Origin of the sequence: Plantactinospora sp. GCM10030261 (genome assembly GCF_042666615.1) — a bacterium.
Lineage (GTDB): Bacteria > Actinomycetota > Actinomycetes > Mycobacteriales > Micromonosporaceae > KBS50.
On sequence record NZ_JBHTDD010000001.1, the window covers coordinates 205,349 to 217,235 of the forward strand.

An 11,887-nucleotide genomic window follows, 5' to 3' on the forward strand; every position below is an offset into this window, starting at 1 on the left:
GGAGCCCGCTTCGCCTCGTCAGCCGTGCCAGGAGCGCCACAGGGCGGCGTACGAACCGCCGGCCGCGACCAGCTCGTCGTGCGATCCCAGCTCGGCCACCCGGCCGTCCTCCACCACCGCCACCCGGTCCGCGTCGTGCGCGGAGAACAGGCGGTGCGCGATCGCCACGACCGTCCGGCCGCGCAACACTCCGGCCAGCGAGCGCTCCAGGTGTCGGGCGGCCCGCGGATCGATAAGCGATGTCGCCTCGTCCAGCACCAGGGTGTGCGGGTCGGCCAGCACCAGCCTGGCCAACGCCAGCTGCTGGGCCTCGGCAGCCGCGAGCGGATGGCCACCCGCGCCGACCGTCGTGTCCAGGCCGTCCGGCAGCGCCAGCGCCCAGTCCAGCGCGTCCACAGCCGACAACGCCGCCCGGACGGCGTCGTCCGTCGCGTCCGGTCGGACCATTGTGAGGTTCTCCCGGAGCGTGCCGATGAAGACGTGGTGTTCCTGCGTGACCAGGGCGACCTCCCGGCGCAGCCGGTCCAGGGGCAGGTCGGCCAGCGGCGTCCCACCCACCGTCACCGCCCCCGACCGAGGCGCGTGGATGCCGGCGAGCAGCCGGCCGAGCGTGGACTTGCCGGCCCCCGACGGTCCCACCATGGCCAGCCGCTCCCCCGGAGCCAGGTCGAGGCTTATGCCGTGCAGCACATCGCGGCCGGGACGGTAGGCGTACCGCACGTTCGTGGCCCGCAGCCGCCGATCGCCGTCGTCCGACCCCGAGCGGACCGGTACGCCCGAGCCGGCGGGTACACCCGACGCGGAGGCCGCCGGCACGTCCGGATCGGCCGACGCGGCTCGCTCCCCGGGCAGCCGGGCCACCCCGAGCAGCCGGGCCATCGACGCGCCACCCACCTGCAACTCGTCCAGCCAGGACAGCAGCCGGTCCAGCGGCTCGATGAGCGCCTGGGCGTACAGGGTGGCCGCGGTGACCTGGCCCAGCGTCACCCAGCCCTGCAGATGGAACGTGCCGCCGAGGAGCAGCACGGTCACCACCGGCAGGACATAGCTGGCCTCGGAGACCGGCCACGCCACCGAACGGAGAAACAGCGTGTACCGCTCGGCGGCGTACGACCGGCGGATGTCGTCGTCGGTCCGGGCCCGGCGCCGCGCCTGCTGGCCCAGTGCCTCGGTGGTCCGTGAGCCCTCGACGGTGGCGCTGATCCCGTCGGTCAGGTCCGAGTACGCGGCGTTCTCGCGCAGGTAGCCGGCCGGCGCGCGGCGCAGGTACCAGCGGGTCACGACCAGCAGTGAGGGCACCGCCACCAGGATGCTCACCGCGAGCAGCGGACCGACCAGGACCAGGGCGGCAATCAGGAACAGCATGGTGACAAGCGAGACAAGGGTGTCCGGTACGGCGAACCGGACCGTGTGCGACAGCGCCGCGACGTCCCGCGAGGTCCGGGTGAGCAGGTCACCACTGCCCGCCCGCTCCACGGTGGAGAGCGGGATGGCGAGCACCCGATCGACGAACTCCTCCCGCAGGCGGGCGAGCACCCGCTCACCGAGCCGCGCCGAGGCGAAGTAGGCGAACCTGGTCAGCACCGACTGCGCCACCACGAACGCGGCGATAGCCAGCGCGACGCGGTCGACGGTGACGGTGGACGTGCCTCGGGAGATCGCCTCCACCAGGTCACCGAGCAGCCGCGGAGCGGCCAGGCCGGCGACGGCGGCCAGCGCGTGCAGTCCCAGCGCCACCCCCAGCGCCCGCGGATACCGCCGGGCCACCGCCCGGGCGTAGCGGCGGACCTGTTGCCCGTCGGCCACCGGCAACGCGACACTCATCGACCAACCTCGACCTTCTGGGGCACCCCCACCGGCGCGGCGGACTCGGTGTCGTCGTCCTCCGCCTCGGCCCGGCTGACCACCGCCCGATAGCCGGGGACGGCGGCGAGCAGGTCCCGGTGGGTGCCCTCGGCAATCACCCGGCCACCCGAGATGTACGCCACGTGTTCGGTCCGGTCCAGCACCAGCGGACTGCTGGTGCAGACCAGCGTGGTCCGGCCGCGCCGTGCCGGTCCCAGCCGGTCGGCGATGCGGGCCTCGGTGTGCGCGTCGACCGCGCTTGTCGGCTCGACCAGGATGAGAATCTCCGGATCGGCCACCAGCGCCCGGGCCAGCCGGAGCCGCTGCTGCTGCCCGCCGGAGAACTCCCGCCCCCGTTCGGCGACGACCGCGTCCAGGCCGTTCGGCAACGCCTCGACGATGTCCGTGGCGCTGGCCGCCGCGAGCGCGGCCTCGATCCGGTCGTCGTCCGCGTCGTCGTGTGGGTCGAGTTCGGCCCGCAGCGGTCCGGAGAACAGCCGCGCGTCGTTGTCGGCCACCAGGATCCGCCGCCGGACCGTCGCCAGCGACAGCTCCCGCAGCGGTACGCCGTGCAGCGTGACGTCCGCGTCGACGTACCGCCCCAACCGGTCGGCGAGCCGCACCGCCTCCTCCGGGGCGTCGGCCACCAGGGCGGTCAGCCGGCCCGGTCGCAGCGTCAGGCCGGACCCGTGGTCGACCAGCTCACCCGGCGTGTCCGGCACGGCGGTGGGCCGGTCCGGTTCGGTCAGTTCCGGGGACAGCCGGAGCAGGGCGACCACCCGCCGGGCCGCCACGTGCCCCTTGGTGATCTTGTCGATCGCCTCGGTGATGGTACGCAGCGGGCCCACCAGGAACGCCGCGTACCCGTAGAAGGCAACCAACTCCCCCGCGGTGATCTCGCCCCGCAGCACGAACCGGGCACCCAGCCAGGTGACCAGGGCCACGAAGACGCCGGGGAGCAGGATCTGCGCGCCCGCCAGCAGCGAGTCGATCCGGGCCACCCGCACCCCTCGGTCGCGCAGCCGCTGTGACTCGCCGCGGTACCGGTCCGCGAGCACCGGCTCGCCGCCGACCCCGCGCAACACCCGCAGCCCCGAGACGATGTCACCGGCCTGCGTGGTCAGTGCGGCCTCCTGATCCCGGTATGCCCGCTGCCGCCGGTGCAGCGGCCCGATCAGCGCGCCGACGATGGCCAGCAGCACCGGCACCCCGAGCACCACCACGAGGCCCAGCGGCACCGACGCGGAGAGCAGGATGGCGGCGACCGTGCCGATCGCCACCACCGCGCCGGTGCCTCGGGCGGTGATGTCGAGCGCCCCGCCGAGGTGGTTGATGTCGGAGGTACCGATGCTCACCACCTCACCGGCGGCCATCCGCTTCGGCAGCGTCGCGCCGACCCGATTGGCGTGATCGATGGTGACCTGGACTGTCCGGTACGCGGTGGAGAGCCAGTTGGCCACGGCGAACCGGTGCCGGGCGATCCCGCTACCGGCCTGCAGCAGGCCAAGGGTGAGCAGCGCGACGGCCCAGCGGACCAGGTCTTCGGTGTTCCGGCTGGCGATCCCGTCGATCGCCCGGCCGATCGCCGCGGGCATCAGCGCCTGACTCACCGTCCAGAGGACGCCCATCACGATGCCGGCCGCCAGCGTCGGCCAGGTGCGGGCGGCCAACCACAGCAGCAGTCGGGTGGCGGACGTGGACGGTGGGGTGCCGGGATCGGCGACAGGTAGGGCACGCATAGCAGGGGAGAACGATACGAGCGGATCGCCAGGGGCCGCCAGTCGATTACGCCGGACGGGTTAGCGGTCCACCTGCGTGAAGTCCCATTCGTGTGGTGGTCGGGCGACGAGCAGCACGGGCGGTTCCGGCAGCGACCGGGGCCGGCTGCGCCACCGGGAGATGACCACCACCCGTTGGTCGGTGGAGGTGAAGACCTCGCTGCCCATGTGCAACGGGTCGTGGTCGAATTCGGGGAGCGCCGTGTCGCACACCCACGAGATCAGCTCGGCGAAGCCGGCGGGCTCCGCCCGTCCCTCCCACATACGCACGATCACGTCGTCCACCCTCGGCTACCGGCTGACCACGGTCAACGGCATCGCGCTGTCCGCCGGCAGGTCGAGCCGGCTCGGCGCCACTCCCGAGCTGACAAGATGGGCGCCCAGCGCCGCCACCATCGCCCCGTTGTCCGTGCAGAGCTTGGGCCGCGGCACCCGGACGGTGATGCCGTGCTTGCCGGCGCGTTCCTCAGCCAGGCCGCGCAGTCGTGAGTTGGCCGCCACGCCGCCCCCGATGACCAGGGTCGACACCCCGTGCTGGCGACAGGCGTCGATGGCCTTGGCGGTCAACACGTCGCAGACCGCCTCCTGGAACGAGGCCGCCACGTCCGGCACCGGCACCGGCTCGCCGGCTCGCTGGCGGGCCTCGACCCAGCGGGCCACTGCGGTCTTCAGCCCGGAGAACGAGAAGTCGAGTCGATGTTCGACGAGGTCCTTGGCGGCCGTCAGGCCGCGCGGGAAGGCGATGGAGCGCGGGTCGCCGGCTCGGGCCTCCCGGTCGATCGGCGGGCCGCCCGGGAACGGCAGCCCGAGCAGTCGGGCCACCTTGTCGAACGCCTCGCCCGCGGCATCGTCGATGGTGCTACCGAGTGGCGTCACGCCGGTGGCCAGGTCGTCCACCAGCAGCAGGGAGGAATGCCCGCCGGAGACCAGCAGCGCGACCGCCGGTTCCGGCAGCGGGCCGTGTTCGAGGGTGTCCACGGCGACGTGCGCGGCCAGGTGGTTGACCCCGTACACCGGCTTGTCCGTGGCCAGCGCGTAGCCCTTGGCGGCGGCCACCCCGACGAGCAGGGCGCCGGCCAGTCCCGGTCCGGCCGTCACCGCGATCGCGTCGATGTCGGCGAGGGTCACGCCGGCCTCGGCCAGCGCCCGCCGCATGGTGGGGACGATCGCCTCCAGGTGGGCCCGGCTCGCCACCTCCGGCACCACGCCACCGAACCGCGCATGCTGGTCCACGCTGGAGGCGATCGCGTCGGCGAGCAGGGTGTGTCCCCGGACGATACCCACACCGGTCTCGTCGCAGGACGTCTCGATGCCAAGGATCAGCGGTTCGTCAGCCATTTCGCTCCATCACCAGCGCGTCGGTGTTGCTCGGTTGGTAGTAGCCCCGGCGGATGCCCACCGGCTCGAAGCCGTAGCTGGCGTAGAGCCGCTGGGCGGGCACGTTGTCGACGGCCACCTCGAGCAGCGTGGTCCTGGCCCCCCGCCGCCCGGCCTCGGCGAGCAACTCGGCCAGCAGGGCCCGGCCGACGCCGCCGCGTTGCCGGTCGCGCCGCACCGCCATGTTCTGCACCCATGCCTCGTCGGGCGGCTGCATCGCCAACCCGGCGTACCCGACGATCTCCTCGTCGTCCACCGCGACCAGGTAGTGGTGGCCGTTTGCCAGCTCGTTCCAGAACATCGCCGCCGACCAGCGCTCCGATCCGAACAGGTCGGCCTCCATCGGCAGTACGGCCTCGATGTGCCACCACCGCAACGGAATGATCCTCATTGCGACGGCAGCACCGACTTGCGCGCCGTGGCCGCGACCGCGTCCGGCCGGCGCAGGTAGAGCGGGGTGAGCGGCTCGCTGTCCGCCCTGGTCCGGATCCGGTCGGCGGCGAGCCGCGCCAGGGAGTGCGCCGGGGGGAACCGGGGCTCGGGGCGTACCGGTAGGTCGAGCTGCGTCGCGTACCGCACACTGCCGTCCCCGACGGCGGCGACCGCGCCATGGTCGCGGGCCCGGGCCGCGGCGGCGGCTGGCGAGCCCACCTCGGGGCCGAACAGCCGACCGCCCGCGCCGTCGTAGATCCCCCAGTAGATCTCCCGGCGCCGGGCGTCGCTGGCCACCAGCACCGGGCCGGGGCCGCCGTCGGCGTGCGGGCCGACTCCGCCACCGTCGGCGTGCGGGCCGACTCCGCCACCGTCGGCGTGCGGGCCGGCTCCGCCACCGCCGGCGGCCACCAAGCCAATCGCGTCCAGCGAGCAGACGCCGTACGTCGGAAGGTCGAGCGCCTGGCCCATGCTGACGGCGGTGACCAGGCCCACCCGGAGTCCGGTGAACGGACCCGGCCCGGTGCCGGCGACGATCGCTGCCAGGTCGGCCGGCCGGGCACCCACCTCGGCGAGTGCCCCTTGGATCTGCGGCGCGAGCAGTTCGCCGTGCGCCCGCGCGTCGACCACCTGGCGTTCCGCACGGACGGTGACCGTGTCGGGTCCGATCTCGGCGAGCGCGGCGGTAACCGCCGGGGTCGACGAATCCAGCACGAGTACCAGCACGGTATGCACCCTAGCCCGCCCGGTTACGGCGCGTGACGCGGCCGGGCAGTCGCAGCTCGGCGGCCGGGTCAGCGGGCGGACAGGTCCCACTCGACGGCGGGCAGGCCGGCGTCGACAAGCGCCTTGTTGGCCGCGCTGAACGGCCGGCAGCCGAGGAAGCCGCGCGGGTTCATCGGGCTCGGATGACCCGCCTCGAGGACCACGTGCGCCGGGTTGGTGATCAGCTCACGCTTCTTCCGGGCGTACCCGCCCCAGAGTAGGAAGACCACCCGGTGGTCCAGCGCGTCGAGTGCCCTGATGGTCGCGTCGGTGAACGCCTCCCAGCCCTTGCCGGCGTGTGAGTTCGGGGTCGCCTCGCGCACCGTCAGTACCGCGTTGAGCAACAGCACCCCCTGGCTCGCCCACGGGGTCAGGTTGCCGCTCTTCGACACCGGCACGCCGAGATCCTCGGACAGTTCCTTGTAGACGTTGCGCAGCGACGGCGGCACCCGCACCCCGTCCCGCACGCTGAAGCTGAGCCCGTGCGCCTGCCCGGCCTTGTGATACGGATCCTGCCCGAGGATCAGCACCCGGCAGTCCTCCGGCGCGCACAACCGGTACGCCGCGAACAGGTCCGGCAACGGCGGAAAGACCGTGCGGGTCGCGTACTCCTCGGCGACGAACGCGCCGAGCGCCGCGGTGGCGGCCGGGTCGAGGTGCGGAGTCAGCACGGCCAGCCAGGTGGGCGGCAGCAGGCCGGGCAGGTCGAGCGCGGCGGATGGGGTGTCGGTCACGGCCGGCCTCTCGTGCGTCGGGACGGGTGCGAGGAAGGGCCCTTATTAACGCATAGCGCTACGACGAAACCCTCCCTCGCACAGCACGGTGGTAGCGGGCGGCCAGGACGCCGAGCCGGGCCACCAGTTCGGCCGGCGTGGCGACCTCGAAGTCGGCGTCGAGCAGACCGAGGTACACGGCGAGGGTGTCCACGCTGTCGGCACCGCAGGACAGTACGCAGGTTCGCTCGTCGACGGCCTCGACCACACCGACCGCCGGATTGATGCGGTCGGCGATCACCTCCGCCGGGGCGTACACGGTGACCTGGGCCCGGAACCGGAAGCCGGCGCCGGACACCCCGCGCGCCACGTACGCGGCGAGGTTGCCGCCCTCGGGCAGTTCGCGCGGCGCGAACCGGGGACCGGTCGGGGTACGGGGCTCGATCCGGTCCACTCGGAAGGTGCGCCAGTCACCGCGCTCGGTGTCCCAGCCGACCAGATACCACTTGCGACCCCAGGTGACCAGCCGGTACGGCTCGACCGTGCGGACGGTGGCCGTACCGGCGTGCGCACGGTAGTCGAAACGCACCCTCTCGCGGTCCCGACAGGCGGAGGCGAGCGTGGTGAGCACCGCCGGCTCGATCGCCGGCGCCGGAGCGTCGGGTGGGATCGGCACCGTGTAGTCGGCCACCGCGCCCACCCGCTGCCGCAGCCGGGGCGGCAGCACCTGGTCGAGCTTGGCCAGTGCCCGCACCGATGCCTCCTCGATGCCGGTGACCGGGCTGCGCGCCGCGGTACGCAGCCCGACCACGACCGCCACCGCCTCGTCGTCGTCCAGCAACAGCGGCGGCATGGCGGCGCCGGCGCCCAGCCGGTATCCGCCGTCGGTGCCCCGGCTGGCGTGCACCGGATATCCCAGGTCCCGCAACCGTTCCACGTCGCGGCGCACGGTGCGTTCACTGACGTCGAGTCGGACGGCCAGGTCGGCGCCGGACCAGTCCCGGCGGGCCTGCAACAGGGACAGCAGCTTCAGCAGCCGGGCGGAGGTCTCCCACATACGACGAAGTGTGTCAGAACTTCCGGACAGAAGTTGACCGGAAGGGTCCGTAGCGTTGCCGGTATGACGAACGAACTGAGGATCGAGCCGTACCGGATCAATGTCCCGCAGGCGGACCTGGACGACCTCGCCGCCCGGCTCGCCGCCACCCGGTGGCCGAACGAGGTGACCGGAGCCGGCACCGCCTACGGCATGCCGCTCGACGTGGTACGTCGCCTCGTCGACTACTGGCACACCACGTACGACTGGCGGGCCCACGAGGCCAGACTCAACGAGTTCCCGCAGTACGTCGCCACCGTCGACGGGCAGCACATCCACTTCCTGCACGTCCGCTCGGCCGAGCCGGGCGCGACGCCGTTGCTGCTGCTGCACGGCTGGCCGGGCTCGGTGGTGGAGTTCCTGCGGATGATCGGGCCGCTGACCGATCCACGGGCACACGGCGGGGACCCGTCCCGCGCTTTCCACGTCGTGGTGGCGTCGCCGCCCGGATACGGCTTCTCCGGCCCCGCCACCGAGCCCGGCTGGGACAGCGCCCGAATCGCCAACGCGTTCGCCACGCTGATGTCCGGTCTGGGGTACGAGCGGTGGGGGGTGACCGGTGGTGACGTGGGCGCGCTGATCGGTCGGGAACTCGGCATCCTGGCGCCGGTCGGGCTGATCGGCGTCCACCTGTTGCAGATCTTCGCGTTTCCCGCCGCGGACCCGGACCAGGCGGCGGCGGAGCTGGACCGACTCTCCGAAGCCGACCGGGCCAGCATGTCCGGAACGACAGCGGACTTCCAGAGCAAGGCCGGATATCAGAAGATCCACCAGACCCGGCCGCAGACCCTGGGGTACGGCCTCACCGACTCGCCCGCCGGCCAGTTGGCCTGGAACGCGGAGCTGTGGACCGGCTTCGGCGACCACGCCGACCACCTCGACGTCGAGGAGTACCTGACGCACGTGAGCATCTACTGGTTCACCCGTACCGGTGTGTCGAGCGCCCGCCACTACTACGAGGACGCGCAGACCGGTGCCGGTTACCGCGACGAACCCAACACCGTGCCGACCGCGGTGGCGGTCTTCCCGCACGACTTCCGGACGGTGCGGACGTTCGCCGAGCGGGCCAACAACATCGTGCGGTACACCGAGTTCGACCGGGGCGGCCACTTCGCGTACACCACCGACCCGGACCTGGTGGTCGAGGACCTGCGCGAGTTCTTCGCCGAGCTGGGGCGCTAGCTAGAGCCCAGCGAGCCGATCGGCCCAGTCGCCGCCGACCGGCTCCAGGTCGATCAGCCGGGTGTCGTCGTCGCGGCGGTCGATGCGGACCCGCAGGTGCGCGTCGACCAGCTGCTCGACCATCCCCTCGCCCCACTCGACCACGGTCACCGCCTCGTCCATCGAGGCATCCAGGTCGAGATCGTCGATCTCGGCACGCGGATCGGCGGCGTCACCCAACCGGTACGCGTCGGCGTGCACCAACTCGATCCGGCGCCCTCGCTCCGGGTCCGGCCGGTGCACGCGGGCGATCACGAACGTCGGGGACGTCACGTCGCCGAGCACCCCGAGGCCGGTGCCGATCCCCTGCACCAGGGCGGTCTTCCCGGCGCCCAACGGACCGGTGAGCACCAGCAGGTCTCCCGGGCGCAGCCGGCCCGCCAGCCGGCGGCCGAACTCCCGGGTGTCGTCCACGGTGGGCAGCTTCCACGTCATCCCGACAGCCTCGCCAAGAACGTGAGCAACGCGTCGTTCACCTCGTCGGCGTGTTCCAACATCACCACGTGCCCGCTGCCCGCCACCCGTACGAACTCCGCCCGCGGCAGGCACCGCACGATCTCCTCGGACTGCCGCAGCGGCGTGATCAGATCCCGATCACCCACGATAACCAACGTCGGGGTGCCGGCCAGCGCACCCAGCGCCGGATGCCGCGAGTGCAGGTAGAGGGTTCGCAGATAGCGGGCGACCGTCTCGGTGCCGGTGTGGCTGTTCATCTCCTCCACGTACGACACCAGCGCCGGACTCGGCCGCTCGGTGCCGAAGCCGTACCGGCGGGTGAGCAGCCAGGAGACATTGGACGTGGACTGCCTGGCCCGGTCCAGGACCGTCCCGGTGAACCGGGTCGCGTTGTCCAGCACCGGCACCAGCGGCGCGCCGGCCTTGCCGAGCACGGCCGGCAGTCCGAGCCGGGTCTGCCGCACCCAGTTCTCCCGCAACCGGCCGGCCGAGGTGGCCATCAACACGGTGCCGGTGACCCGCTCGCCGAACAGCTCCGGATGCCGCTCCGCCAGCGCCATGATGGTCATGCCACCCATGGAGTGGCCGATCAGCACCAGCGGCCCCTCCGGCACGGTCTGCTCGATCACCTCGTACAGGGCGTCGCCGAGCCGGGCGAGGTCGTACTCGCCGGTCTCCAGCAGGCCGGACCGGCCGTGGCCGGGCTGGTCGTAGAAGACCATCCGGTGCTCGCCCCGCTCGGCGAGCGCCTTGCGCTGGAAGTGGAAGGTGCCCATGTCCAGGCAGAACCCGTGGACGAAGACAAGCGTCGGGCGAGGCGCCGACACCCGCGGCTCGATGATCTCGACGTGCAGGTCGGTGCCGTCGGGCAGCTCGATGCACCGCTCCTCGTCGCACGGTTGCGGCCCGAAGACCTCCTGCGCGTACCGGTCGGGGGCGGCCTTGGAGCGCCGCACGATCGCGCGTTCGGTGGCCACCCCGGCGGCCAGCCCGGCCACCGCCACGCCCACCGCAGCGCCGACCACGCCCGCCAGCTTGGCCACCGAACGCTGTGACGGGACCCCGATCCGCCGGCTCGCCGTCATGTGCCGGACCCCACATAGGTACGCCGCACCCGAACGCCGCCGAACCGGGTGACGATCTCGTAGTTGATGGTGTCCACCGCGGCCGCCCAGTCGTCGGCCGTCGGCTCCCCGTCGGCACCGCTGCCGAACAGGGTGGCCACGTCGCCGACCGCCACCGGATCGTCGCCGCAGTCGAGGACGATCTGGTCCATGCAGACCCGGCCGGCGATGGTCCGGTTGCGACCGGCCAGCCGCACCGGACCGACGTTGGACGCGTGCCGGGGCACGCCGTCGCCGTAGCCGAGCGGGACCACGGCGAGCGTGGTCTCCCGCTCGGTGTGGTAGGTGTGCCCGTAAGAGACGCCGGAACCGGCCGGCACCCGCTTCACCAGCATCACCCGGCCGCGAGCGGTCATCGCCGGACGCAACCCGAACGTGTCGCCGGTCACAGGTGACAGGCCGTAGCACGCGATCCCCGGACGGACCAGGTCGAAGTGGGTGTCCGGCCGGGTGAGCGTGGCCGCGGAGTTCGCCAGGTGACGCAGCGCGGGCCGGACGCCGGCCCGGTCCGCGAGGTCCATCGCCTCGGTGAACGCCGCCAGTTGCCGGTCGATCGTCGGGTGACCGGGCGCGTCCGCGTACGCGAAATGGCTCCACCCGCCGATCACCTCGATCCGACCCTCGGCCTGCTCCTTCGCGGCGGCCTCCAGCAGGGCCGGCCACTCGTCGGCGGTGGCGCCGCCCCGGGACAGGCCGGTGTCGACCTTGAGGTGCACCCGGGCCGGGCGGCCGGCCAGCTCGGCCGCGGCGACCGTCTCGGCGAGCTGGCCCAGGCTGCCCACGCTCAGGTCGACGTCGGCGGTGATCCCGTCGTGCAACGGCAGGCCGGGAGCCAGCAGCCAGGCCAGCACCGGCACGGTGAGACCGGCGCGGCGCAGGGCCAGTGCCTCGTCGAGGGTGCAGACGCCGAGCCAGGTGGCGCCCCCGTCGATGGCCGCCCGGGCGGCCGGCACCATCCCGTGTCCGTAACCGTCGGCCTTGACGACGGCCATCAGTGCGGCACCGGTGCCGGAGAGCATCCGTGCCACGTTCTCCCGAATCGCGTCCAGGTCGATCCGCGCCTCAGCCTGCCACATGCAC

At 72.8% G+C, this 11,887-nt stretch carries 12 protein-coding genes; 1 reads left to right on the forward strand and 11 read right to left on the reverse strand.

Features of this window, described 5'->3' with window-relative positions:
- Positions 1-18 precede the first annotated feature (18 nt).
- The 8 genes from ACFQUZ_RS00915 to ACFQUZ_RS00950 all read right to left on the reverse strand — a co-directional run bounded on the left by ACFQUZ_RS00915 (position 19) and on the right by ACFQUZ_RS00950 (position 7,967).
- Entirely contained in the window at positions 19-1,824 is a 1,806-nt protein-coding gene (locus ACFQUZ_RS00915) for an ABC transporter ATP-binding protein (protein ID WP_377436782.1), read from the reverse strand.
- The gene (locus ACFQUZ_RS00920) at positions 1,821-3,584 is read right to left on the reverse strand and encodes an ABC transporter ATP-binding protein (protein ID WP_377436783.1); all 1,764 of its coding nucleotides are present in this window, start codon (positions 3,582-3,584) and stop codon (positions 1,821-1,823) included. Before ACFQUZ_RS00920 ends, ACFQUZ_RS00915 begins: the two co-directional genes overlap by 4 nt.
- Positions 3,585-3,644: 60 nt before the next feature.
- On the reverse strand, positions 3,645-3,899 hold the full coding sequence (locus ACFQUZ_RS00925; RefSeq protein WP_377436784.1) for a hypothetical protein: 255 nt from the start codon (positions 3,897-3,899) through the stop codon (positions 3,645-3,647).
- A gap of 15 nt (positions 3,900-3,914) precedes the next feature.
- Entirely contained in the window at positions 3,915-4,961 is a 1,047-nt protein-coding gene (gene tsaD, locus ACFQUZ_RS00930) for a tRNA (adenosine(37)-N6)-threonylcarbamoyltransferase complex transferase subunit TsaD (RefSeq protein ID WP_377436785.1), read from the reverse strand.
- Positions 4,954-5,391 carry a ribosomal protein S18-alanine N-acetyltransferase gene (gene rimI / locus ACFQUZ_RS00935; protein ID WP_377436787.1) on the reverse strand — a complete coding sequence of 146 codons (438 nt, stop codon included), beginning with the start codon at positions 5,389-5,391 and terminating at the stop codon, positions 4,954-4,956. The genes tsaD and rimI overlap by 8 nt, the downstream gene beginning before the upstream one ends.
- Complete coding sequence (gene tsaB, locus ACFQUZ_RS00940) at positions 5,388-6,158, reverse strand: tRNA (adenosine(37)-N6)-threonylcarbamoyltransferase complex dimerization subunit type 1 TsaB (RefSeq protein ID WP_377436789.1); 771 nt, start codon at positions 6,156-6,158, stop codon at positions 5,388-5,390. The genes rimI and tsaB overlap by 4 nt, the downstream gene beginning before the upstream one ends.
- Positions 6,159-6,226: 68 nt before the next feature.
- A complete protein-coding gene (ung, locus tag ACFQUZ_RS00945) occupies positions 6,227-6,931 on the reverse strand; it encodes a uracil-DNA glycosylase (protein ID WP_377436790.1) in 705 nt (234 codons plus the stop codon).
- A 58-nt stretch (positions 6,932-6,989) separates the two neighbouring features.
- On the reverse strand, positions 6,990-7,967 hold the full coding sequence (locus tag ACFQUZ_RS00950; RefSeq protein ID WP_377436791.1) for a helix-turn-helix transcriptional regulator: 978 nt from the start codon (positions 7,965-7,967) through the stop codon (positions 6,990-6,992).
- Positions 7,968-8,030: 63 nt separating this feature from the next.
- Between ACFQUZ_RS00950 and ACFQUZ_RS00955 the strand changes: the two genes are divergently transcribed.
- Positions 8,031-9,188 carry an epoxide hydrolase family protein gene (locus ACFQUZ_RS00955; RefSeq protein WP_377436792.1) on the forward strand — a complete coding sequence of 386 codons (1,158 nt, stop codon included), beginning with the start codon at positions 8,031-8,033 and terminating at the stop codon, positions 9,186-9,188.
- Here the strand turns inward: ACFQUZ_RS00955 and tsaE are convergent, their stop codons facing one another.
- From tsaE to alr, 3 genes are read right to left on the reverse strand one after another with little or no spacing between them, the layout of a single operon-like run.
- Entirely contained in the window at positions 9,189-9,662 is a 474-nt protein-coding gene (tsaE, locus tag ACFQUZ_RS00960; RefSeq protein WP_377436794.1) for a tRNA (adenosine(37)-N6)-threonylcarbamoyltransferase complex ATPase subunit type 1 TsaE, read from the reverse strand. It lies immediately after the preceding gene.
- Entirely contained in the window at positions 9,659-10,768 is a 1,110-nt protein-coding gene (locus ACFQUZ_RS00965; RefSeq protein WP_377436796.1) for an alpha/beta fold hydrolase, read from the reverse strand. The genes tsaE and ACFQUZ_RS00965 overlap by 4 nt, the downstream gene beginning before the upstream one ends.
- A complete protein-coding gene (gene alr, locus ACFQUZ_RS00970; RefSeq protein WP_377436798.1) occupies positions 10,765-11,883 on the reverse strand; it encodes an alanine racemase in 1,119 nt (372 codons plus the stop codon). The genes ACFQUZ_RS00965 and alr overlap by 4 nt, the downstream gene beginning before the upstream one ends.
- Between the last annotated feature and the right edge of the window lie 4 nt (positions 11,884-11,887).